Annotated in this window: 22 protein-coding genes; 12 read left to right on the plus strand and 10 right to left on the minus strand. The window is 70.7% G+C overall.

Going from position 1 to position 23,585, the window contains the following annotated elements; translation table 11 throughout:
- Window position 1: 1 nt before the first annotated feature.
- From ACWC94_RS14175 to ACWC94_RS14185, 3 genes are all read right to left on the minus strand, one after another.
- Entirely contained in the window at window positions 2-1,828 is a 1,827-nt protein-coding gene (locus ACWC94_RS14175; protein ID WP_450796802.1) for a serine/threonine-protein kinase, read from the minus strand.
- Between the two features lie 62 nt (window positions 1,829-1,890).
- On the minus strand, window positions 1,891-2,718 hold the full coding sequence (locus ACWC94_RS14180; protein WP_450796803.1) for a serine hydrolase domain-containing protein: 828 nt from the start codon (window positions 2,716-2,718) through the stop codon (window positions 1,891-1,893).
- A gap of 19 nt (window positions 2,719-2,737) precedes the next feature.
- Window positions 2,738-3,214 carry a GNAT family N-acetyltransferase gene (locus ACWC94_RS14185; RefSeq protein WP_450796804.1) on the minus strand — a complete coding sequence of 159 codons (477 nt, stop codon included), beginning with the start codon at window positions 3,212-3,214 and terminating at the stop codon, window positions 2,738-2,740.
- A 97-nt stretch (window positions 3,215-3,311) separates the two neighbouring features.
- Here ACWC94_RS14185 and ACWC94_RS14190 point away from each other — a divergent pair, with 97 nt between their 5' ends.
- Window positions 3,312-3,776 carry a MerR family transcriptional regulator gene (locus tag ACWC94_RS14190; protein WP_450796805.1) on the plus strand — a complete coding sequence of 155 codons (465 nt, stop codon included), beginning with the start codon at window positions 3,312-3,314 and terminating at the stop codon, window positions 3,774-3,776.
- Window positions 3,777-3,911: 135 nt separating this feature from the next.
- On the opposite strand, the gene ACWC94_RS14195 is transcribed toward ACWC94_RS14190, so the two are convergent.
- The 3 genes from ACWC94_RS14195 to ACWC94_RS14205 form a co-directional block, all read right to left on the minus strand.
- Window positions 3,912-4,757: a DUF4429 domain-containing protein gene (locus ACWC94_RS14195; protein ID WP_450796806.1), complete on the minus strand. Its 846-nt coding sequence runs from the start codon at window positions 4,755-4,757 to the stop codon at window positions 3,912-3,914.
- Window positions 4,758-4,823: 66 nt separating this feature from the next.
- Window positions 4,824-6,041 carry an alpha/beta hydrolase gene (locus ACWC94_RS14200; RefSeq protein ID WP_450796807.1) on the minus strand — a complete coding sequence of 406 codons (1,218 nt, stop codon included), beginning with the start codon at window positions 6,039-6,041 and terminating at the stop codon, window positions 4,824-4,826.
- An 83-nt stretch (window positions 6,042-6,124) separates the two neighbouring features.
- Entirely contained in the window at window positions 6,125-6,760 is a 636-nt protein-coding gene (locus ACWC94_RS14205; RefSeq protein WP_450796808.1) for a TetR family transcriptional regulator, read from the minus strand.
- Window positions 6,761-6,826: 66 nt separating this feature from the next.
- Between ACWC94_RS14205 and ACWC94_RS14210 the strand changes: the two genes are divergently transcribed.
- Entirely contained in the window at window positions 6,827-8,446 is a 1,620-nt protein-coding gene (locus ACWC94_RS14210; protein WP_450796809.1) for an MFS transporter, read from the plus strand.
- 221 nt (window positions 8,447-8,667) lie between these two features.
- Complete coding sequence (locus tag ACWC94_RS14215; RefSeq protein ID WP_450796810.1) at window positions 8,668-8,967, plus strand: small hydrophobic protein; 300 nt, start codon at window positions 8,668-8,670, stop codon at window positions 8,965-8,967.
- A 238-nt stretch (window positions 8,968-9,205) separates the two neighbouring features.
- On the opposite strand, the gene ACWC94_RS14220 is transcribed toward ACWC94_RS14215, so the two are convergent.
- Together ACWC94_RS14220 and aceE are read right to left on the minus strand one after the other, a co-directional pair.
- Window positions 9,206-9,949: a potassium channel family protein gene (locus ACWC94_RS14220; RefSeq protein WP_450796811.1), complete on the minus strand. Its 744-nt coding sequence runs from the start codon at window positions 9,947-9,949 to the stop codon at window positions 9,206-9,208.
- A 72-nt stretch (window positions 9,950-10,021) separates the two neighbouring features.
- Complete coding sequence (gene aceE / locus ACWC94_RS14225; protein ID WP_450796812.1) at window positions 10,022-12,769, minus strand: pyruvate dehydrogenase (acetyl-transferring), homodimeric type; 2,748 nt, start codon at window positions 12,767-12,769, stop codon at window positions 10,022-10,024.
- Window positions 12,770-13,173: 404 nt separating this feature from the next.
- Between aceE and ACWC94_RS14230 the strand changes: the two genes are divergently transcribed.
- From ACWC94_RS14230 to ACWC94_RS14255, 6 genes are all read left to right on the plus strand, one after another.
- Entirely contained in the window at window positions 13,174-13,611 is a 438-nt protein-coding gene (locus ACWC94_RS14230; RefSeq protein WP_450796813.1) for a DUF3052 domain-containing protein, read from the plus strand.
- 130 nt (window positions 13,612-13,741) lie between these two features.
- A complete protein-coding gene (locus tag ACWC94_RS14235) occupies window positions 13,742-14,200 on the plus strand; it encodes a peroxiredoxin (protein WP_360090617.1) in 459 nt (152 codons plus the stop codon).
- Between the two features lie 138 nt (window positions 14,201-14,338).
- The gene (locus tag ACWC94_RS14240) at window positions 14,339-14,914 is read left to right on the plus strand and encodes a calcium homeostasis/redox stress adaptation protein (RefSeq protein ID WP_366015830.1); all 576 of its coding nucleotides are present in this window, start codon (window positions 14,339-14,341) and stop codon (window positions 14,912-14,914) included.
- Between the two features lie 93 nt (window positions 14,915-15,007).
- Window positions 15,008-15,586, plus strand: a complete 579-nt coding sequence (locus tag ACWC94_RS14245) for a TerD family protein (RefSeq protein ID WP_450796814.1) — start codon at window positions 15,008-15,010, stop codon at window positions 15,584-15,586.
- Window positions 15,587-15,728: 142 nt separating this feature from the next.
- Entirely contained in the window at window positions 15,729-16,868 is a 1,140-nt protein-coding gene (locus ACWC94_RS14250; RefSeq protein ID WP_450796815.1) for a DUF475 domain-containing protein, read from the plus strand.
- Between the two features lie 89 nt (window positions 16,869-16,957).
- A complete protein-coding gene (locus ACWC94_RS14255; RefSeq protein ID WP_450796896.1) occupies window positions 16,958-17,695 on the plus strand; it encodes a TerD family protein in 738 nt (245 codons plus the stop codon).
- A gap of 24 nt (window positions 17,696-17,719) precedes the next feature.
- Here ACWC94_RS14255 and ACWC94_RS14260 read toward each other — a convergent pair whose 3' ends face one another.
- A complete protein-coding gene (locus ACWC94_RS14260; protein ID WP_450796816.1) occupies window positions 17,720-18,430 on the minus strand; it encodes a TerD family protein in 711 nt (236 codons plus the stop codon).
- 187 nt (window positions 18,431-18,617) lie between these two features.
- Between ACWC94_RS14260 and ACWC94_RS14265 the strand changes: the two genes are divergently transcribed.
- Genes ACWC94_RS14265 through ACWC94_RS14275 form a run of 3 tightly spaced genes read left to right on the plus strand, consistent with a single transcriptional unit; the run spans window position 18,618 to window position 23,141 of the window.
- The gene (locus ACWC94_RS14265; RefSeq protein ID WP_450796817.1) at window positions 18,618-19,784 is read left to right on the plus strand and encodes an HpcH/HpaI aldolase/citrate lyase family protein; all 1,167 of its coding nucleotides are present in this window, start codon (window positions 18,618-18,620) and stop codon (window positions 19,782-19,784) included.
- A 25-nt stretch (window positions 19,785-19,809) separates the two neighbouring features.
- On the plus strand, window positions 19,810-22,293 hold the full coding sequence (locus tag ACWC94_RS14270; RefSeq protein ID WP_450796818.1) for a phosphoribosyltransferase: 2,484 nt from the start codon (window positions 19,810-19,812) through the stop codon (window positions 22,291-22,293).
- Window positions 22,293-23,141 (plus strand): HAD family hydrolase, encoded by an 849-nt coding sequence (locus tag ACWC94_RS14275; protein ID WP_450796819.1) that lies wholly within the window; start codon window positions 22,293-22,295, stop codon window positions 23,139-23,141. Before ACWC94_RS14270 ends, ACWC94_RS14275 begins: the two co-directional genes overlap by 1 nt.
- Window positions 23,142-23,226: 85 nt before the next feature.
- Here the strand turns inward: ACWC94_RS14275 and ACWC94_RS14280 are convergent, their stop codons facing one another.
- Complete coding sequence (locus ACWC94_RS14280) at window positions 23,227-23,433, minus strand: FmdB family zinc ribbon protein (protein WP_450796820.1); 207 nt, start codon at window positions 23,431-23,433, stop codon at window positions 23,227-23,229.
- Window positions 23,434-23,585 lie beyond the last annotated feature (152 nt).

Raw genomic sequence — 23,585 nt, forward strand, 5'->3', positions numbered from 1 at the left:
CTCAGTCGGCGCCGGGCTGCTCCGCGTTGCGCCAGAGCGTGATGTCGACCGTGATGTAGTCGCTGGGATCCTGCGCGGCGGAGGTGCCCCGGTAGGTGACCAGCGCGATGTGCCCGGACACGGTGTGCACGCAGATCTGCGAGCCCGCGCTGAGCCGGGAGAGGTGGATGTCCCGGGCGTAGCGGGCCACGCTCCGGCAGGTCGCCAGCGATCCGTGCTCGGCGTTGTTGAGGAGGACCACTTTCTGGCTGCTGCTGCCGACGACGGGTGTCTTGTCCTCGGAGTAGTACTGGTCCTCTCCGTAGTAGAAGTCGGTGCCCTCCACGTTGGCGGCGGAGACCCCGTCCTTGGTGTGCGGCTTTGGCGGCGAGTCGGAGAACAACAGGTAGTAGTCGTGGGGGAGGGTGATGCCCTTGTAGGTGACCGGCCTGGGGTCGGGCACGGTCGCGGGGGCGCTGGAGCCGGAGTGCGAGCCCGGGGCGGCGTGCGCGCCGGAGCCCTTCGCGGAGGTGCTCGGGCCGCCCCCGTCGGGCCTGGCCAGGTACACCGCGCCGGCCACGCCGACGACCAGCGCCGCCGCGACGACCGAGGTGATCACGCCGGCCCGGTTCCGGCGGGCCGGCCGCGGCTGGGCCACGGGCCGGGCAGCTGCCGGGTGAGCCGCCGGTGGTGCGTACGGTGACGGCGGTGCGGGCGGTGGGGTGTGCGGCGCGGTCATGGTGTGCACGGCGTGCGGCGCCGGCTGGTCGAGCCGGGTCACGGGAGCGGTCGGCGGCGGCGCCGGTATGGAGGCGGTGGCCTGGGCCCCCGGCGCCGTGACCTGGGTTCCGGGCGCGGTCGCCGGGGGTGCCTGGGGTGGCACGTCGGGCATGGCGGGCGGCGCGGGGGGCACGGTCTGGGCCGGCGCGTCCGCCGCCAGTGCGGCGGACGCCGAGACACGCCGGGTGATCTGGGTGCCGATCGCCACGGGCAGCCACTCGCCGGACTGTCGCAGCCCGCCCGGTGACGCCTCCTGGCACAGTGCGATGACCTCCGCGGGGGAGGGACGGTCCGCCGGGTCCTTCGCCAGGCAGCGGGTGACGAACCCCAGAGTGTCCGGCAGGCCGGCGAGATCGGGCTCCTCGTGGACGATCCGGTACAGCACGGCGTGCGAGGGCCCGTCGCCGTACGCCCCGGAGCCGCGGGCCGCGAACGCGGCGACCTGGCCGAGCGCGAAGACGTCCGAGGCGGGCGTGATCTCGCGACCGGTGGCCTGCTCCGGCGACATGAACGCCGGAGTGCCGACGGAGACGCCGGTGCCGGTGAGGGCCGTGGCGTCGGTGGCGCGCGCGATGCCGAAGTCGATGACCCGCGGCCCGTCGCCGGCCAGCAGCACGTTGGACGGCTTGAGGTCGCGGTGCACGATGCCCGCGCCGTGGATGACCGTCAGCGCCTCCGCCACGCCCGCGAGCAGCAGCAGAAGTGTGGACACCGGGAGCGGCCCGTGCTCGGCGACGGCCGCCGCCAGCGAGGGCCCGGGGACGTAGGTGGTGGCCAGCCAGGGCCGGGCGCCTTCGGTGTCGTAGTCGATGACCGGCGCCGTGTACAGGCCCTGCACGCGCTGTGCGGCCTGGACCTCCTGCCGAAACCTGCGGCGGAACTCGGGATCCTCGCTCAGCTCCGGCCGGACGGTCTTGAGGGCGATCGGATGGCCGCCGGGCGTGTACGACAGGTACACCGTGCCCATGCCGCCCGAGCCGAGCCGCGCCGCCAGCCGGTAGCCCGCCACCGTCCGAGGGTCGTCGCTCTCCAACGGCCGGAACTGGTCGTCGCCTCGGATCCCGTCCATCGCTCTCCCCCGATGACCGTCACTGTGCTGTCGTGATGCACGGCGAGGCTACCGGACAGTGATCAACTGCCGCCGCGGGCCTCCCTCAGTACCGCGTCCGTGAGTGCCGGCCACACCTCGATCGCCCAGGGCCCGAACGCCCGGTCCGTCAGCGCGGCGCACGCCAGTCCCGCGTCCGGGTCGATCCACAGGAACGTGCCGGCCTGCCCGAAGTGCCCGAAGGTCCGCGGCGACGAGGAACTCCCCGTCCAGTGCGGCGACTTGCCGTCGCGGATCTCGAAGCCCAGCCCCCAGTCGTTCGGGTTCTGGTGCCCGTACCCCGGCAGCACCCCCTTCGTGCCCGGGTACTGCACGCTCATCGCCTCCGCGACCGTGCGCACGTCCAGCAGGCGCGGCGCCTGGACCTCAGCCGCGAAGCGCAGCAGGTCCTCGACCGTCGACACCCCGTCCTTCGCCGGGGAGCCCTCCAGCGAGGTCGACGTCATGCCCAGGGGCTCCAGCACCGCCTGCCGCAGGTACTCCGCGAACGGGATGTCCGTCGCCTTGGCGATGTGGTCGCCGAGCTGCTCGAACCCGGCGTTGGAGTAGAGGCGGCGCTCACCGGGAGGCGCCGTCACCCGGTGCTCGTCGAAGGCCAGCCCGGACGTGTGGGCGAGCAGATGCCGGACGGTCGCCCCGGGCGGCCCGGCGGGCTCGTCCAGTTCGATCGCGCCCTCCTCGTAGGCGACGAGCGCCGCGTAGGCCGCCAGCGGCTTGGTGACCGAGGCGAGCGGAAAGCGGTGCCCGACGGGGCCGTGCGTCCCGAGGACGGTCCCGTCGGCTCGTACGACGCCCGCCGCGGCGGTGGGGACGGGCCAGTTCTCGATCGACGCCAAGCTGTTCAACGACATGGTGCCGAGCCTATGCGGCTCACAGCAGCAGCCGCATCGACGGGTCCGGATCCCGTGTGAAGCCGAGCGAGGCGTACAGCGGCTCGGCTTGCGGGGAGGCGTTCAGCAGCACATGGCCCGCGCCCCGCTCCCGGAACCAGCCCAGCAGCTCCTCCATGCACACGCGCGCGTACCCGCGCCGCCGGGCGTCCGGGTCGGTGGCGACGCTGAAGACGTGGCCGACCCGCCCGTGCGGATTGCCGGCCTTCCCGATGCGGTACTCCAGCGTCCCGACCGCCAGCGCGGCCAGCGCCCCCGGCCGGTCCGGATGGTCCACGACGAAGGCCGCGAAGTCCCCGTCGGCCTCGGCGAGCCGCGCCCGCAGCGTCGGCAGCGACTCGGCGTGCCACTGCGTCGGCCCGGAACCGCCCCCGCTCCACAGCGAGTCGATCATGACCTGGCGCAGGCGCAGCACTTCGGTGGCATCCTCGGGCAGGGCCCGGCGTGCGAGACTCATGAACCGCACGCTAGCCAGGTGCCCCGGCCCGCGTCCTGCGGATTTCTTACCGGACCCGCTTGCTTGGAGTGCACTCCAAGGCCATAGCGTGGGGGTCATGACGGTGATGCAGACCACGCCAGCGGACACCGCACGCACGGCCCCCGCCGACATCTGCTCCGCCCCGCCCAGACGCCATCCACGCCCCGACGGCCAGGACCGCTACACGATCAGCGAGGTCGTCGCGTTCACCGGCCTGACCGCGCACACCCTGCGCTGGTACGAGCGGATCGGCCTGATGCCGCACGTCGACCGCTCGCACACCGGTCAGCGGCGCTACAGCAACCGGGACCTGGACTGGCTGGACTTCGTGACGAAGCTGCGGCTGACCGGCATGCCGGTGGCGGACATGGTCCAGTACGCGGAGCTGGTCCGGGAGGGCGAGAGCACCTACCGGGAACGGCAGGAACTGCTGGAGTCGACCCGCCGTGACGTCCTGGACAGGATCGCCGAACTGCGGGACACGCTCGCCGTGCTCGACCACAAGATCAGCTTCTACGCGAGGGAGGGGACCGCGCGATGACCCGCCCCGGCGACGCACCGCGACCCGGCAGGCGCTAGGCCCTGTCGTCAGACTCCCGTCTGCCCCGCGACGCCATGCACGCACTCTCGCCGCAGGGCCGCCCTCCGGGCGACGACGGGAGTCTGACGACAGGGCCTAGAGCTCGGCGAGCAACTCCGCCTTCTTGGAGGAGAACTCCTCATCGGTGACCAGCCCCGCCTGGTGCAACTCCCCGAGATGCCGGATCCGTTCGGCGATGTCCGCGGGGTCGCGCCGGGACGGGGCCGGCACCACCGGCACCGGCCCCCGGGTGCGTACGGCCGCCAGAACCGCCGCGGCGAACGGCAACGACTCGTGCACCGGCCCGTACCCGAGGCCGAACACCACCGCCGCCGGGTCCTGGTCGGGCTGCGCGGACGGGTCCGAGCCGTCACGCGGGACCAGCCGCAGATGCCCCTCGAACACCTCCGGCGACCGCCACTGCACCCCGCTCAGATCGGCGACCGCGAAGCTCTGGTCGCCGGCCTTCCACTTCGCCGACGAGGCCCCCGTCCACGACCAGCGGAACTGCACGGACGTCCCGTCGAAGGACGCCTTGCCGTCGTACGCCTTGAACTGCAGCGGTGCCTCGGGCGCGGCCACCAGATGGCGGTCGGCGGGCCCGGACTCGGTCAACAGCCCTTTCAGTTCGTCGGCGTAGTACTCGGCGAGTGCCTCCCGCTCGGCCGACAGCACCAGCCGGTACGGATCGGAGCCCTCCTTCAGCTGCCCGTCCGCCGCCTCCAGCAGCGGATCGGCGCCGGGCCGGGGCACCAGCCGCAGGACGACGGTGCCGCGCTTGCCCGGCGTGAGGGTCACGCCCTCGACCGCGGACAGCGGGACGCGCCGCTCCCCGAGCGCCTGCAACAGCTTCGGTGTCCGGATCCCCCGTTCGTAACGGATGAGCACGGAGTCGGACTCGAACTCCCAGACGGCATGAAAACCCGCCAGTACGTCACCCATGCGGCTCATCGTATGCGGCACGTGCTCCTCCGTCGCCACCTGCGCAGACCGCACTTCCTGCTGTTTCTACGCGCGTCCGGCCGTGGTAGTGCCGGGCGCACCGGCCTGGCACAGGTCGTTCTCGCGTGCGCACGTCACCGCGGCGTACGCCCCGACGCCCACGTCGGCGAGGTTGCGCAGGCTGTCCGTGCCCGGCTGGAAATAACCGGCGTGGCCCTGGGCGTCCCGGGCGGACAGCACACGCGCGCCGAACGCCGAGGAGACCGGATCGGCGCCGTGCCCGAGCCCGCCGAGCTCCAGATACGGCACGTCCTGGATCCAGTCGGTGGCGTCCCGCATGGCCCACACCCGGGCCCGGGTGTCCAGGTGGGAGGCGCTGGGGACCCGCATGCCGGGGCTCGCGGCCACCGCTATGTCGGTCACCCGGCGGGGCAGGGAGTGCGCGGCGACCCCGCAGACCACCGAGCCGTAGCTGTGGCAGATCATCGCCACCGGGGCGTGGCCGGGCAGGCCGCCCACCAGGGCGTCCAGCCGTACGGCGCCCTCCGCGGCGCGCAGCCCGGTGGCCGCGTCCATGCCGAGCCCGTCGGGGGCGGTGTAGTCGGCCCAGGCGATCACGGCCGTACGCGTCGTGGGGCGCTGCGCGCGCTCCGCCCCGTACAGGGCCTTGGCCATGCCGACCGGGGCCGTGTACGGGCTGTAGGTCTTCTCGAAGGTGAGCAGATCGGTGTCGACACCGGGGACGACGACCGAGACCCGCTGCGCCTCGTCCAGGTTCCCGAACACCTCGGCGACGCGGCCCGAGCCCTCCGGGTCGAAGGCCAGGATCTGCCGGCCGGGGCTCAGCAGGGACTCGTAGCGGTGCATACGACGGCCCGCGTCCTGCTGTCCGGCCGTGCTGAGCCGGCTGTCGTGCATGCGTTTCCGCTCGACCTTGTGCTGCTGCTCCAGGGCGATGCGGTTGGCGCGGTAGCGCAGGGCGACGGGGGCGCCGTTCATGTTGCCGACCGCGAGCGGGTAGTGGTGGGCGAGACGGTCCTGGTCCCCGGGGGAGAGGGAGGCGAAGAAACGGCTGAGCCGGGCCGGTGCGGCCTGGGGGTCCGGCAGGTGGAGGCCGTGGAGGCTGCCGTGCTCCCACTTGGCGAGCGAGGCCTGCAGTGCGGTCGACTCCCGGTGACTGCGCAGGGCCGTCCAGCCGGTGGTCGCGAGCATCACGAACACCACGGCCAGCGCCAGCAAGGCGCGCCAGACGTTCAGTGGCGGGGAGGTGTCGAAGGAAGTCACTGGGAGGACACACTAGGAGAACGAGCGGGTCTCGGGGTAACCGAGTGACTGGGATCACGTTTCGTGGATCATCGAACGCCCTGTCAACGATCTGTTGTGGCACGCCAGTTTCCGGTGAGTGCCGAACCCACCTGATCGAGGTGGGACGCGGTGAGTTGACGCACCGCCGCCAGGCTGAAGTCGTCGCCCGTGCACCAGTGCCGTTCCGTGACCCTTATCACTGCGCCGAACACGGCCACGGCCAGCCGCGGTCGGGGGTCGGCGTCCACATCCACACCCTCGCGCTCGGCGAGCAGACGCGCGATGGTCTCCTCCGTCGCCGCCGAGCGGCGCAGATGGGCGGCGAGCAGCGCGGGCGTCGACTCGATCGTCCGGTACATGCGCAGGTACAGCTCGACCGGCACGGCCGACTCGACGGTCTCGCGGATCGCGTCCCAGCCCTCCAGGACCGCCTGCCGCAGGGCCTCCATCGGCGCCTCGTGCGCGGGCCGCGCCCGTACGGCCGCCACGAAGTGCTCCTCGGTCATCCCCTGCACCGCGAAGGCCACGTCCTCCTTGCCGGCGAAGTAACGGAAGAAGGTGCGCTGGGAGACGTCGACGGCCTCGGTGATCTCGTCGACGGTCGTCTGCTCGTACCCCTGGGTGGTGAACAGCTCCAGAGCGGCCCGCAGCAGTGCCTCCCGGGTGCGCTGCTTCTTGCGTTCGCGCAGTGTTTCCATGGGTGTCAGTTACTGACTCATGAAAAGGTTTGTCAATTGTCAGAGGCTGTCACTAGCCTCGAACGCATGACTAGTCAGACCACCATGGGCGCGCCGGGGCCGGGGGACGCAGACCCGGCAGCCCCGCTCGAGCCGGCTCCGGCCGCGGGGCTGCGCGGCCATCCCTGGCTCACCCTCATCACCGTCGCCGTGGGCGTCATGATGGTGGCCCTCGACGGCACCATCGTGGCGATCGCCAACCCGTCGATCCAGGACGACCTGCACGCGACCTTCGCCGACGTGCAGTGGATCACCAACGGCTACTTCCTCGCCCTCGCGGTCTGCCTGATCACCGCGGGCAAGCTCGGTGACCGCTTCGGCCACCGGCAGACCTTCCTCATCGGCGTGACCGGCTTCGCCGCCGCCTCCGGCGCCATCGGCCTGTCCCACAGCATCGCCGCGGTCGTCACCTTCCGTGTCTTCCAGGGCCTGTTCGGCGCGCTGCTGATGCCGGCCGCGCTCGGCCTGCTGCGGGCCACCTTCCCGGCCGGGCAGCTCAACATGGCCATCGGCATCTGGGGCATGGTGATCGGTGCGTCCACCGCGGGCGGCCCGATCCTCGGCGGTGTCCTCGTCGAGCACGTCAACTGGCAGTCGGTGTTCTTCATCAACGTCCCGGTCGGCGCGCTCGCCCTTCTCCTGGGCCTGCTGATCCTGCTGGACCACCGTGCGCGCAACGCCCCGCGCTCCTTCGACATCCTCGGCATCGCCCTGCTCTCCGGCGCGATGTTCTGCCTGGTCTGGGCGCTCATCAAGGCCCCGACATGGGGCTGGGGCGACGGCAGGACGTGGGTGTTCGTCATCGCGTCCGTGGCGCTGTTCGCCGCCTTCTCCGTCTGGGAGACGAGGGTCGCGGAACCCCTCGTCCCGCTGGGCCTGTTCCGCTCCATACCGCTGTCGGCCGGTGTCGTCCTGATGGTCCTCATGGCCGTCGCGTTCATGGGCGGGCTCTTCTTCGTCACCTTCTACTTGCAGAACGTGCACGGGATGAGCCCGATCAACGCCGGCCTGCACCTGCTGCCGCTCACCGGCATGATGATCGTCGGCTCCCCGCTGGCCGGCGCCGCGATCAGCAAGCTCGGCCCGCGCGTCCCGCTGGCCGGCGGCATGGCCGCGACCGCCGTCGCCATGTACGGCATGTCGACCCTCGGGGCCGGCACCGGCAGCGGGGTGATGTCCGTCTGGTTCGCGCTGCTCGGCCTCGGCCTCGCTCCGGTGATGGTCGGCGCCACCGAGGTCATCGTCGGCAACGCCCCCATGGAGCTGTCCGGCGTCGCGGGCGGCCTCCAGCAGGCGGCCATGCAGATCGGCGGCAGCCTCGGTACGGCCGTGCTGGGCGCTGTGATGGCCTCCAAGGTCGACAGTGATCTGCCGGGCAACTGGACGGGGGCCGGGCTGCCGCGGCTGACCCCGGACCAGCTGGACAAGGCCTCCGAAGCGGTCCAGGTCGGCGTCGCCCCGGTACCGAAGGGCGTTCCGGCACCGGTCGCCGCGAAGATCACCGAGGTCGCGCACCACACCTTCATCTCCGGCATGGGCCTCGCCTCCCTGGTCGCGGCGGGCGTGGCGGCGATCGCCGTCCTCGTCGCGCTGCTCACCAAGCGGGGCGCGAACGCCGAGGCGGGCGCGGGCGTGGGCCACATCTGAGGCCGGGGCGGAATTTCCCCTATCAGGGTGACTCCGCTAAAGATTCCTCGCACCGGGCACGCGCCGCAGGTCACAGTGGGTCAAGCCCTCCGCAGTGCCTAGGAGGACCACCGGGCTGCGGCGCGCGCCGCGGAGGGGGCGGCGCGCGCAGGTCTGCCCACGCGGAACCGGGGTACCCGCACACCGAAGCCGAACTGTCCATGAACCTCAGGGAGTTGATGATGGCGGGCTTCGGAACGCGCGGGTACCCCCGGTCACGCGGCCGGACGTGGCAACGGACCGGGCCGGACCGTGCGACTCTCGGGATCATCGGCACGATCTGTGCCGTGGCCGGTTTCTTCGCGCTGGGCATCGTCCTGGGACCGGTGGCGATGTTCTGCGGCTGGCAGGCGATGGGCCGCAGGTGGTCGAACGACCGTGACATCCCGGCCCTGGTGGCCCTGATCCTGGGGGCGATCGACACTCTGCTGGCCGTCTTCGCCCTGGCGGGCGCGGCCGCGTGGGGCCACGGGCTCCTTTAGCCGGCGGCTCCTCGCCGGGGGCCGCCCCGCCGTTGCCGGGCGGGGGCCCGCCGTGGCCGGTCGCGCAGTTCCCCGCGCCCCGGGGGAGCGGCGGTACCGTCCGCTCCCGTGGCGCCGCCGCGGGCAGTCGTGCCTCCGCCCGGGTGGGCGCGGGGCCCACCCCCCGGGGCCCACCCCCCGGGGGCACCCCGTACGCGCCGGCAGGCGACCCCGCCCCGGCCGCGGCACCGGGCGCCGGTCAACTCCGCTGCCGCTCCCGCTCTTCGCCCAACCGAGCCACCTCCGCCCGCAGCAAGCGGACCTCCTCGGCCAGAGAGGCGATCGCCTCCGTCTGCCGCCGCTCCTCCACATCGTCCTTCTCGAACCGCGCGATGAACCACGCCGCGATGTTCGCGGTGACGACACCGAGCAGCGCGATCCCGGACAGCATCAGCCCGACGGCGATCATCCGCCCCAGCCCGGTCGTCGGCGCGTGATCCCCGTACCCCACGGTCGTCATCGTCGTGAACGACCACCACACCGCGTCACCCAGCGTCCGGATGTTCCCGTTCGGCGAGTCCCGCTCGACGGACAGCACCGCCAGCGACCCGAACATCAGCAGCCCGACCACCGCCCCGGCGACGTACGTCGTGAGCCGGATCTGCGAGGCCATCCGCGCCCGCCGCCCCACCAGCAGCAGTGTCGACACCATCCGCAGCAGCCGCAGCGGCTGCAGCAGCGGCAGCACCACCGCGCACAGGTCTATCCAGTGCGTCCGGACGAACTGCCTGCGCTGAGGGGTGATCAACAGCCGTATCAGGTAGTCCGCCGCGAACGCGGCCCACACCACCCACTCCGTGGCGGTACAGGCGACCGTCAGGGACCGGCTCGCGGGATTGTCCACGATCGGTACGGCATAGGCGACGGCGAACGCCACCGCCAGCGCCAGCAACGGCCTCTGGGTGAGCCGTTCCCAACGCGCCTGCGCCGACTGATCGTTCATGCCCGCAATGGTAAAGAAGAAGCAACGAGGGCGGCGCCAACGGCACCGCCCTCGATCAGATCCGCAAAAGCGTTACGCGTCGCCGCCCGCGGCCCCCGGATCCGCCGCCGACACATCCAGCAGCTGGTACCGGTCGATGGCCTGTTTCAGCGCCGAGCGGTCGATCTTGCCCTCGCGGGCCAGCTCGGTCAGCACCGCGACGACGATCGACTGGGCGTCGATGTGGAAGAACCGGCGGGCCGCACCCCGGGTGTCGGCGAAGCCGAAGCCGTCCGCGCCGAGCGACTGGTACGTGCCCGGCACCCACCGCGCGATCTGGTCCGGAACCGACCGCATCCAGTCGGACACGGCCACGAACGGCCCCTCGGCGCCGCTGAGCTTCCGCGTCACGTACGGCACCCGCTGCTCCTCCTCCGGATGCAGCAGGTTGTGCTCCTCGCACGCCACCGCCTCGCGGCGCAGCTCGTTCCAGGAGGTCGCGGACCACACGTCCGCCTTGACGTTCCAGTCCTCGGCGAGGATCCGCTGCGCCTCCAGCGCCCACGGGACCGCCACGCCGGACGCCATGATCTGCGCCGGGATCGAGCCGCCCGTGCCCTCGCTGATCTTGTGGACGCCCTTGAGGATGCCCTCGACGTCCACGTCCGCCGGCTCGGCCGGGTGCTGGATGGGCTCGTTGTACACGGTCAGGTAGTAGAAGACGTCCTCGCCGTGCGGGTGCTCGGCGTCGGCGCCGTACATGCGGCGCAGGCCGTCCTGGACGATGTGCGCGATCTCGTAGGCGTACGCCGGGTCGTAGGCCACGCACGCCGGGTTGGTCGAGGCGAGCAGCTGTGAGTGGCCGTCCGCGTGCTGCAGGCCCTCACCGGTCAGCGTCGTACGGCCGGCGGTCGCACCCAGCACGAATCCACGTGCCAGCTGGTCGGCCATCTGCCAGAACTGGTCACCCGTGCGCTGGAAACCGAACATCGAGTAGAAGACGTACACCGGGATCAGCGGTTGGCCGTGCGTGGCGTAGGCCGAGCCCGCCGCGACCAGGGAGGCCGTACAGCCCGCCTCGGAGATGCCGTCGTGCAGCATCTGGCCGGTCGGCGACTCCTTGTAGGCGAGCAGCAGGTCCCGGTCGACCGCCTCGTACTGCTGGCCGAGCGGGTTGTAGATCTTCGCACTCGGGAAGAAGGAGTCCATACCGAAGGTGCGGTACTCGTCCGGCGCGATCAGCACGAACCGCTTGCCGATCTCCTTGTCCCGCATGAGGTCCTTCAGGAGCCGGACGAACGCCATCGTGGTGGCGATGGACTGCTGGCCGGTGCCCTTCTTCACCGTCGCGTACGCCTTGTCGTCCGGCAGTGCGAGCGGCTCGGAGCGCACGACGCGCGTCGGGACGTACCCGCCGCACGCCTTGCGCATGTCGTGCATGTACTGGATCTCTTCGGTGTTGCGGCCCGGGTGGTAGTACGGCGGCAGGCCGGACTCCAGCTCCTTGTCGGAGATCGGCAGGTGCAGCCGGTCCCGGAAGCGCTTGAGGTCGTCGACCGTCAGCTTCTTCATCTGGTGCGTGGCGTTGCGGCCCTCGAAGTTCGGTCCCAGGGTCCAGCCCTTGACCGTCTTGGCCAGGATGACCGTCGGCTGGCCCTTGTGCTCCAGGGCCGCCTTGTACGCCGCGTAGATCTTCCGGTGGTCGTGACCGCCGCGGCCCAGCATCAGGATCTGGTGGTCGGTCATGTTCTCGACCATCGCGCGCAGCCGGACGTCGTCGCCGAAGAAGTGATCGCGGATGTACGCGCCGGACTCGGTGGCGTAGGTCTGGAACTGACCGTCCGGGGTCGTGTTCATCTTGTTGACCAGGACGCCGTCGCGGTCCTGGGCGAGCAGCGGGTCCCAGGAGCGGTCCCAGATCAGCTTGATCACGTTCCAGCCGGCGCCCCGGAAGATCGACTCCAGCTCCTGGATGATCTTGCCGTTTCCGCGCACCGGGCCGTCCAGCCGCTGCAGGTTGCAGTTGACGACGAAGGTCAGGTTGTCCAGGCCCTCCCGGGCCGCGATGGACAGCTGGCCGAGCGACTCCGGCTCGTCCATCTCGCCGTCGCCGAGGAACGCCCACACGTGCGACCTGGAGGTGTCGGCGATGCCCCGCGCCTGCATGTAGCGGTTCATCCGGGCCTGGTAGATCGCGCCGAGCGGGCCGAGGCCCATGGAGACCGTCGGGAACTCCCAGAAGTCCGGCATCGAGCGCGGGTGCGGGTAGCTGGACAGGCCGTTCGGGTACTTCGACTTCTCCTGGCGGAAGCCGTCCAGCTGGTCCCGGGTGAGCCGGTCCAGCAGGAACGCGCGGGCGTAGATGCCCGGGGAGGCGTGGCCCTGGAAGAAGACCTGGTCGCCGCCGTCGCCCTCGTCCTTGCCGCGGAAGAAGTGGTTGAAGCCGACGTCGTACAGCGAGGCCGAGGAGGCGAAGGTGGCGATGTGGCCGCCGACGCCGATGCCGGGGCGCTGGGCGCGCGAGACCATCACGGCCGCGTTCCAGCGGGTCGCGTTGAGGATCCTGCGCTCGATCTCCTCGTTGCCCGGGAAGAACGGCTCCGCCTTGGTCGGGATCGTGTTGACGTAGTCCGTGCTGCGCATCTCGGGCACGGCCACGCGCCGCTCGCGGGCCCGTTCGATCAGCCGGAGCATGAGGTAGCGGGCCCTCTCCCGGCCGCGCTCGTCCACGGCGGCGTCGAGCGAGTCGAGCCACTCCCGGGTCTCTTCGGGATCGAAGTCAGGAACCTGACTCGGAAGGCCGCCAATGATGATCGGATTGCGATCGGATCCGGAAGCCACGCTGTTCCTTACCTGTCAGAGGGCCAGTTTTCTACAGCTGCCTACACCGTTCCCCATCGTGTACCTCGGGACGGCGTACGTCATCTCCTCGGTGCCCACCGGTCTCTTCCTCGGTCAAAACGCAACGATACGCCCGGGGTGTGACACCCTTGGCAAAGCTGTTCGAGGGTCGTATCGCAGAATGATTCCGAATGGCACAAACCGGGCACATCGGTGTGATGTGGGTCACGTGGAATCGGGATACGGTGCCAGGAGTTGCGACGACACGGCCGGGATCGTCACCGTTTCGGCGGTCCGGACGGCCGGGTACTTGCGCGATCCGTCCCGCCCGTGTGGACTACGGCCAATGCTTCGCGCACGCGCGTGGCTGAGATACTCACCAAGACATGATCAGGAGGCAACCCGTGAGCGCGACCGCGGACCACGCGGAGGAGCGGACGAACCCTGCCGCCAGGCTGGGGTTCCAGCCCGGGCAGGTGGTCCAGGAGATCGGCTACGACGACGACGTCGATCAGGAGCTCCGCGAGGCCATCGAGGAAGCCGTCGAGGGCGACCTCATGGACGAGGACTACGACGATGTGGCCGACGCCGTTGTGCTGTGGTTCCGTGACGACGACGGCGACCTGACGGATGCGCTGGTGGATGCCACCACGTACATCGAAGAGGGCGGCGCGATCCTGCTCCTGACGCCGAAGACCGGCCGTTCGGGGTACGTGGAGCCGAGCGACATCCAGGACGCCGTCACGACGGCCGGCCTGACGGCGTCGAAGAGCGTCAGCGTGGGCAAGGACTGGAGCGGCTCGCGGCTGGCGACGCCGAAGGCGGCCAAGTCCAAGAGGTGATCTCCTCCGTCCACCGGACGGGCTGGTTTTCGCCCCAGCCCGTCCGGAAGGCCCCGGTGATCGCTGCGTAGGGTGGAGCCGAGCGTTTGCGTGCGCTCACCCGAACAGCCCACCGAAGGGATGCACGACGATGGCGATCCAGGTCGGCGACAAGGCGCCCGACTTCGAGCTCAAGGACAACCACGGCCGCACCGTGAAGCTCTCGGACTTCCGCGGCGAGAAGAACGTGGTCCTGCTCTTCTACCCCTTCGCCTTCACCGGTGTGTGCACCGGTGAGCTGTGCGAGCTGCGCGACAACCTGCCGAAGTTCTCGGACCGCGAGACGCAGGTGCTCGCCGTCTCCAACGACTCCATCCACACCCTGCGCGTCTTCGCCGAGCAGGAGGGCCTGGAGTACCCGCTGCTCAGCGACTTCTGGCCGCACGGCAACGTCTCGCGCGCCTATGGCGTCTTCGACGAGGACAAGGGATGCGCCGTCCGCGGCACCTTCATCATCGACAAGGAGGGCGTCGTGCGGTGGACCGTGGTCAACGGCCTGCCGGACGCGCGCGACCTGAACGCCTATGTGAAGGCACTCGACACCCTGTAGGCCGACCGTGGCCGACACCTGTGATCCTCCGGGTCCAGGGTCTGCGGGGTGCGGGAACCCGTCACTAGGATCGGCACGTTGATCCCATATCCGAAGCACGACGGGGCGCCCCGCCCCTGGACACCACATGGAGGACCCGTGGGAGTCAGCCTCAGCAAGGGCGGCAACGTATCGCTGACGAAGGAGGCCCCGGGCCTGACCGCCGTCATCGTCGGGCTGGGCTGGGACGTGCGCACCACGACCGGCACCGACTTCGACCTCGACGCGAGCGCGCTGCTGCTGAACAGCTCCGGCAAGGTCGCGAGCGACCAGCACTTCGTCTTCTTCAACAACCTCAAGAGCCCCGACGGCTCGGTCGAGCACACCGGCGACAACATCACCGGTGAGGGCGAGGGCGACGACGAACAGATCAAGATCAATCTGGCCGGCGTCCCGGCCGACATCGAGAAGATCGTCTTCCCGGTGTCGATCTACGACGCCGAGAACCGCCAGCAGTCCTTCGGCCAGGTCCGCAACGCCTTCATCCGCGTCGTGAACCAGGCGGGCGAGCAGGAGATCGCCCGCTACGACCTGAGCGAGGACGCCTCCACCGAGACCGCCATGGTCTTCGGCGAGCTGTACCGGCACGGCGCGGAGTGGAAGTTCCGCGCCATCGGCCAGGGCTACGCCTCCGGTCTGCGCGGCATCGCCCAGGACTTCGGCGTCAACGTCTGACGCGTAACGGCCTGACACCGGCGCCGCACCGTTTACGTGCGGCGCCGGACGCGCAGACAACCAGGGAAGCACCACTAGGGGAGGACCAGCATCATGGGCGTCACGCTCGCCAAGGGAGGCAATGTCTCCCTCTCCAAGGCCGCACCGAACCTCACCAACGTCATGATCGGGCTCGGCTGGGACGCGCGTTCCACCACCGGTGCCCCCTTCGACCTCGACGCCAGCGCACTGCTGTGCGGCGCCGGGAACCGCGTGCTGGGCGACGAGTGGTTCGTCTTCTACAACCAGCTCAAGAGCCCGGACGGCTCGGTCGAGCACACCGGTGACAACCTCACCGGTGAGGGCGAGGGCGACGACGAGTCGGTCCTGGTGGACCTCGCCAGGGTTCCCGCGCACTGCGAGAAGATCGTCTTCCCGGTCTCCATCCACATGGCGGACGAGCGCGGCCAGACCTTCGGCCAGGTCTCCAACGCCTTCATCCGGGTCGTGAACCAGGCCGACGGCCAGGAGCTGGCGCGCTACGACCTCAGTGAGGACGCCTCCACCGAGACCGCCATGATCTTCGGCGAGCTCTACCGCTACCAGGGCGAGTGGAAGTTCCGGGCCGTGGGCCAGGGCTACGCCTCGGGCCTGCGCGGCATCGCCCTCGACTTCGGGGTGAACGTTTCGTAGTACGGCCTGCCCCGCACAGTACCGCCGGTAGGGTGCCCCTCTACACTCGGGAGTCAACGTTTAGCAAAGCCGAGTACGGCGCGGGTGAGCCCCTCCCCCGGACTTCGTCCGGGAGGGACCCCCAGACAGGATTGGGTAGCCAGTGCTTCTGAAAACCTTCGGCTGGTCGTTCGCGGTCACCGCGCTCGGCCTGGTCGCCGCGGCCTTCTACGGGGGGTGGGAGGCCTTCGGCGTCGTCGCCATCCTCGCCGTCCTCGAGATCTCACTGTCGTTCGACAACGCGGTGGTCAACGCCGGCATCCTGAAGAAGATGAGCGCCTTCTGGCAGAAGATCTTCCTCACGGTCGGCGTTCTCATCGCGGTCTTCGGCATGCGGCTGGTCTTCCCGGTCGTCATCGTCGCCATCACCGCCAAACTCAACCCGTACGACGCGGTCCACCTGGCCCTCACCGACAAGGACCGCTACCAGCAGCTGGTCACCGACGCCCACCCGGCGATCGCCGCCTTCGGTGGCATGTTCCTGCTGATGATCTTCCTCGACTTCATCTTCGAGGACCGGGACATCCAGTGGCTGCGCTGGATCGAGCGGCCCCTGGCCAAGCTCGGCAAGGTCGACATGCTGGCGGTCTGCATCGCCCTGATCGCCCTGCTGATCACTTCCTTCACCTTCGCCACCCACGCCCACCAGCACGGCGGCGCCCACATCGACAAGGCCCAGACGGTCCTGATCGCCGGTATCGCCGGCCTGATCACCTACATGATCGTCGGCGGCCTGTCCGGCTACTTCGAGGACCGGCTGGAGGAAGAGGAGGAGCGCGAGCACGAGGAGGAGGAAGAGGCCGCCCGCACCGGCAAGCCGAAGTCGGCGGTGCTGCTGGCCGGCCAGGCCGCGTTCTTCATGTTCCTCTACCTGGAGGTCCTGGACGCGTCCTTCTCCTTCGACGGCGTGATCGGCGCCTTCGCCATCACCAACGACATCGTGATGATGGCCCTCGGCCTCGGCATCGGCGCGATGTACGTCCGCTCCCTCACGGTCTACCTGGTCCGCCAGGGCACCCTCGACGACTACGTCTACCTGGAGCACGGCGCCCACTACGCCATCGGCGCCCTGGCCGTGATCCTCATGGTCACCATCCAGTACGAGATCAACGAGGTGATCACCGGCCTGGTCGGTGTCATCCTGATCGCCCTGTCCTTCTGGTCCTCCGTCCGCCGCAACCGCGCGCTGGCGGATGCCGGGGAGGGCACCGGCGAGAAGGCGGAAGTCTCCTCCGGGGTGTGACACCCCGGCCGGTGAGGAACGCTCTGAGCGGGGCGGCCGACGCGGTCGGCCGCCCCGACGGCGTTCACAAGAATGACCTGGGGGCGGGAATGGGTTTCTTCGACGGGCTGCGGGGCGCCAGCGCTGCCGACTTCGACTCGGGCAGTGCCTCGACCAACGCCATCGAACTCACCAGGCGGCACCAGGCGGTGTCCCTCACCAAGCAGGGCGCGGCCACCGGCCATCTGCGCGTCAACCTCACCTGGCGGATGCGGACCTCCGACTTCGACGGGCTCCAGCGCACCGGCCTCCTCAGGCACCCCTTCAAGGCCCTCAGGCCCCCCGAGGTCCTCGGCCACGGCCAGAGCATGGTCAACGTCGACCTCGACCTGGGCTGCCTCTACGAACTGACCGACGGTACGAAGGGTGTCGTCCAGCCGCTGGGCGGCTACCTCGGCGACGTCAACGCACCGCCGTACATCAAGCTCAGCGGGGACGACCGGTTCGGCTCGGCGTCCGGCGAGACGATGTACGTCAACCTCGACCACCGCGACGCCATCAAACGCCTGCTGGTGTTCGTCTACATCTACGACCAGACGCCGGCCTTCGACCGTACGCACGCCATCGTCACGCTGTACCCCAGCAACGGCCCCCGCATCGAGATAGGCCTCGACGAACGCCATCCCCAGGCCCGCTCGTGCGCGGTCGTCATGATCGAGAACGTCAAGGGGGAGCTGGTCGTCCGCCGCGAGGTGAAGTTCGTGTACGGGTTCCAGGGGGAGCTGGACCGGCTGTACGGGTGGGGACTGCAGTGGGGCAGGGGCTACAAGACGAAGGCCGACCGCTGAGGCGCCGCGAGCCGCCGGGCGGACTCACCGCCCGATGAACTGCGGCCCCTGCGGAGGCAACCGGAAGTTCGGATCCATCGGCCCCACCGGAACCGGCACCGGCTGGGGCTGGGGATACCCGTACGCGGGCTGCCCCGACGTCGGCTGCGGATACCCGTAGGCCGGGGGCTCCTGCGGAACCGCCGGGGGCTCCGACTCGTCCACGGAGATACCGAAGTCCGTGGCCAGCCCCTTCAGCCCGTTCGAGTAGCCCTCTCCCAGCGCGCGGAACTTCCAGCCCTCCCCGCGCCGGTACAGCTCCCCGCAGATCAGCGCCGTCTCCGCCCCCGTCTCCGGCTTGATGTCGAACCGGGCCAGCGGCTCCCCGCCGGCGACCGTGGCGTCGTACAGCAGGATGCACAGCGCCGGCACCCGGTCGAAGGTGACCCCGTCCGCCGACGCGACCAGCAGGATCCGGCCGACGTCCGGCTCGACGCCGGGCAGATCCGTCTGGATCGTGTCGGTCAGTCCCTCGGTGATCCGCTTCTTGCCCAGCCGCCACACCTTCCCGGAGGGGTGCCGGGGCTGGTTGTAGAAGACGAAGTCCTCGTCCGAGCGCACCCGGCCGTCGGGGCCCAGCAGCAGTGCCGAGGCGTCCACATCCGGGACCTCCTGCCCGGGCGTCCAGCGCAGCACGGCGCGGACCGTGTCGGCTTCCAGCGGGACGTTCGACCCCTTCAGCATCGCGTGCGTCATGCGGTCATCCTGCCTTCTGGGTCCTGGCCACGACAATGCGGGGGGTGGTCCCCGGAGCGCCGCCGACATGGGCGAGTTACCGGAAATTCATGCCCGCAGGGAACCCCCGACATGGATCCCTACGTACTATTACCGGCCACCCTTTACCGAACACTCAGACTCGGCTCGCGCCCCTGAGGGGAGTCATATGCGTCATTTCGGGCACATCGCCCCCGAGGTGCGGCAGCGCCTCTTCCACCGGGAGCCGTGCGCGTTCAGCGCCGACTCGCCGGCCCGGCTGCTCGCCGCCGCCCTCGGCGCCACCCTGTACAGCCCGGCCACCCGGCCGCGGCTCGCCGACGACATCGTCAAGCAGGCCGAGAACGGCGTGGTCTCGATGGTGCTGTGCCTGGAGGACTCGATCGACGACGCGGACGTCGTGGCCGGCGAGGAGAACCTCGTCCGGCAGTTCGCCGACCTGGCCGCCCGGCCCGGAACCGAGCCGCCGCTGCTCTTCATCCGGGTGCGCGCCCCCGAGCAGATCCCCGATCTCGCCCGGCGCCTCGGCCCGTCCGTGCGGCTGCTGTCCGGATTCGTGCTGCCCAAGTTCACCGAGGAGCGCGGCCTCCCCTTCCTGGAGGCCCTGACGGCCGCGGAGGCCGGGACCGGGCGCCGGCTGTTCGCCATGCCCGTCCTGGAGTCCCCGGAGCTGCTCTACCGCGAGTCCCGCGTGGACACCCTGGAGGGCATCTTCCGCGCGGTCGACAAGTTCCGCGACCGGGTGCTGGCGCTGCGCCTCGGCGTGACCGACTTCTGCTCCTCCTACGGTCTGCGCCGCGCCCCGGACATGACCGCCTACGACGTCCAGATCGTCGCCTCCGTGATCGCCGACGTCGTGAACATGCTGGCCCGGGCCGACGGCACCGGGTTCACCGTGACCGGGCCCGTGTGGGAGTACTTCCGGGTCTCCGAGCGCATGTTCAAGCCGCAGCTGAGGCAGAGCCCCTTCCTGGAGGTGCAGGCCGTCGAGCTGCGCGAGAAGCTGATCGAGCACGCCATGGACGGACTGCTGCGGGAGATCTCCCTCGACCAGGCCAACGGCCTGCTGGGCAAGACCTGCATCCACCCCTCCCACGTGCTGCCCGTCCACGCGCTGTCCGTGGTCAGCCACGAGGAGTACAGCGACGCCCAGGACATCCTGCGGCCGGAACGCGGCGGCGGGGGTGTACTTCGGTCGGCCTACACGAACAAGATGAACGAGGTGAAGCCGCACCGCGCCTGGGCCGAGCGGACCCTGCTGCGCGCCGAGGTCTTCGGCGTGGCGCACGAGGACGTCGGCTTCGTGGAGCTGCTCGCCGCCGGGATACCCGGCTGAACCTTCCATCACGTCCAAGGAATGCATGAATCACGCAGTGAACGACGCCATCTGGTCCGGCAGCTGGGTCGCGGAGCGGCTCGGGGTCGAACTCGTGGGGGACGACGGTCTGCAGGACCTGCTGGGGCTCGCCCTGCGCCGTAATCCCAAGCGGGCCCACCTGCTGGTCTCCAACGTGCTCGGCAAGCACGTCCCGCAGTCGCCGTCCGTGGTCTACGAGTACGGCCACCGCCTGGGCCGGCGGGTCGCCGCGCTGCTTTCCCCGGCCGAGGCGGGCAGGGCCGTGGTCCTGGGGTACGCGGAGACCGCGACCGGGCTGGGTCACGCGGTGGCCGACGGTCTCGGTACGGCGCCGTATCTGCACTCCACGCGGCGGCCGGTTCCCGGGGTCGCCCGTGCGGGCGGCTTCGAGGAGTCGCATTCCCATGCCACGTCGCACCTGCTGCTGCCGGAGGATCCTTCGCTGCTGGCCGGGGACGGTCCGCTGGTCCTGGTCGACGATGAGTTCTCGACCGGCAACACCGTGCTGAACACCATTCGTGACCTGCACGAACGGTATCCGCGCGGGCGGTATGTGGTGGTTGCGCTGGTCGACATGCGGTCGGCTGAGGACGCCGAGCGGATGGAACGGTTCGCCAGTGAGATCGGGGCGCGGGTGGATCTGGTCGCCGCCGCGTCGGGGACCGTGCGGCTGCCGGCGGGTGTGCTGGACAAGGGGCAGGAGCTGGTGGCCCGCCATGAGTCCGCGGGGGCCGGGTCCGACGTGGTTGCCCGCGCCCGCGCGGCGGTGGCCGCACACCGAACAGAGCCCCGCGCCCCTTACGCACGTCGCCTCGACCTGCACTGGCCCGCTGGACTTCCCGACGGCGGGCGCCACGGCTTCACCCCCGCCCACCGCGCCCGCCTGGAGGCAGCGCTGCCCGCCATGGCGGCCCGCATACGCGACGCCCTGCCCCCCGACGCCCACCGGATCCTGGTCCTCGGCTGCGAGGAGCTGATGTACGCCCCGCTGCGTCTCGCCCGCGAGCTGGAGCGGGGCACGGCGGCCGAGGTGCGCTTCTCCACCACCACCCGCTCGCCCGTCCTCGCGGTGGACGACCCCGGCTACGCGATCCGCACCCGGCTGGTCTTCCCCGCCCACGACGACCCCGCCGACGGGCCCGGCGAGCGCTACGCCTACAACGTCGCCGGCGGCGGCTTCGACGCCGTCGTCGCCGTGGTCGACTCCGTCGCCGACACCCCCGCCCTGCACGCGCCCGACGGCCTGCCGGCGCGGCTCGCCGCCCATACCCCGCACGTCCTGCTCGCGGTCGTCCCGTCGTACGTACCGCACGCTCCCGAAAGGCCGGCCATGCTGCCCGAGCCCCTCCGCGGCCCCGCATTCTCCTCGTACGCCCCCGACGAGGTCGGCTGGCTGCTGCAGGACCTCTCCGACGTCACGCTGGAGGCGCCGACCGAGGAACGCGAGGAGGCCATCCAGAGCGGCGGCGCGCACTACGCCGAGTCACTGCCCGTGGAGTACCAGCCCAGCGAGCAGTACCAGGAGCTGTTCCACTCCGCCCTCGACGCCTCCGCCGCCCGGCTCGCCCAGGCGGTCGGCGTGGTGACCGAGGCCGTCATCGCCGAGCGGTCGCCCCGCCCGGTGCTGGTCTCCCTCGCCCGCGCGGGCACCCCGGTCGGCATCCTCATGCGCCGCTGGGCCCGGTTCCGGCACGGCCTCGACCTCCCGCACTACGCCGTGTCGATCGTGCGCGGCCGGGGCATCGACGCCAACGCGCTGCGCTGGCTGGCCGACCGTCACGACCCCCGTGACGTCGTGTTCGTCGACGGCTGGACCGGCAAGGGCGCCATCACCCGTGAACTCGCCCAGGCGGTCGAGGAGTTCGAAGGGAGGGAGGGCGTCACCGGCTTCGACCCGGAGATCGCCGTACTCGCCGACCCGGGCTCCTGCGTGCGCACCTACGGCACCCGCGAGGACTTCCTCATCCCCTCGGCCTGCCTCAACTCCACCGTCTCCGGCCTGATCTCGCGTACGGTCCTGCGCGCCGACCTGGTCGGCCCGGACGACTTCCACGGCGCGAAGTTCTACCGCGAACTCGCCGGCGCCGATGTCTCGGTGGCCTTCCTCGACGCGGTCAGCGCCCGCTTCCCCGAGGTCGCCGACCCCGTCGACACCGCGGTCAAGGAGCTGATGGCCGAGGACCGCACCCCGACCTGGGCCGGCTGGCGGGCCGTCGAGCGGATCAGCGAGGAGTACGGCATCCACGACGTGAACCTCGTCAAGCCCGGGGTCGGCGAGACCACCCGGGTCCTGCTGCGCCGGGTGCCGTGGAAGATCCTCGCCCGCGCCGGGGCCGGGGCCGACCTCGACCATGTCCGCCTGCTCGCCGAGCAGAGAGGCGTACCCGTCGAGGAGGTCGGTGACCTGCCGTACACCTGCGTCGGTCTGATCCACCCCCGGTACACGCGCGGGGCCACGGGCGCCGACGGCAAGGCGGTGAACGCCTGATGCCGGTGCTGGTGGCGAGCGACCTCGACCGTACGCTGATCTACTCCTCGGCTGCCCTCGCGCTGACCATGCCGGACGCGCGGGCGCCGCGGCTGCTGTGTGTGGAGGTCCACGAGAGCAGGCCGCTGTCGTACCTGACCGAGACGGCGGCCCAGCTGCTGGCCGACCTCGGCGACACGGCCGTCTTCGTGCCGACCACGACCCGGACCCGCAAGCAGTACCAGCGGATCAACCTTCCCGGGCCGCCCCCCAAGTACGCGATCTGTGCCAACGGCGGCCATCTGCTGGTCGACGGGGTGACGGACACCGGCTGGCACGCGGGCGTGCAGGCCCGTCTCGCCGACGAGTGCGCACCGCTGGACGAGGTCCGCGAGCACCTGCTGAGGGCGGCCGACCCCGTATGGGTGCGCAAGCACCGGGTCGCCGAGGACCTGTTCGCCTATCTCGTCGTCGAGCGCGAGCTGCTCCCCGAGGAATGGGTGAAGGAGCTGGCGGTGTGGGCCGAGACGCGCGGCTGGACCGTCTCGCTCCAGGGCCGGAAGATCTACGCCGTCCCCCGGCCGCTCACCAAGAGCGCGGCGGTACGGGAGGTCGCCCGGCGCACCGGCGCGGACCTCACCCTGGCCGCCGGGGACTCCCTCCTCGACGCCGACCTGCTCCTGGCCGCAGACCGGGGCTGGCGCCCCGGCCACGGCGAACTGGCCGACACGGACTGGACGGCACCGGAGATCGGCGCACTGCCGGAGCGGGGGGTGCTGGCGGGGGAGCGGATCCTGCGGGAGTTCCTGAAGGCGACCCGCACAGCGGCACCCCGGCAGGGGCGCGGGGAGCTGCGCGAAAGCCACTGAGCCCCCGGCCGGCAACGCCCGTGTCCGCCTAGGCCCTGTCGTTTGGATCAGGCCGGCTGTGAGGTGGGGTGCCTTCCGAGAGGGCCTAGCCGCAGCAGCCGCCCCCGCAGCAGCCGCCCCCGCCCCCCGCGGGGGCCTGCGTGGCCGTGCCTCCCACGGCGACGGTCGACAGCAGCTTCACCGTGTCGTCGTGCCCGGCGGGGCAGGGTGTGGGGGCGGCGGACTCCGCCATCGGACGGCTCAGTTCGAACGTGTCACCGCAGGTACGGCACCGGTACTCATAGCGAGGCATGGGCCCAGGGTAGCGGCCGGGATTCCGGGCGTCGTTTCTCAATGTTGTATGAGTGTTGCGAGAAACCCCGCCCCTTGAACGAGGGATTCGAAAACTTCGTTGGTAACTTGTGAAGCCGTTGCGAGGGTGCTCAGCTCACCGCGCGAGCAAGA

It is taken from the genome of Streptomyces sp. NPDC001135 (assembly GCF_053598395.1).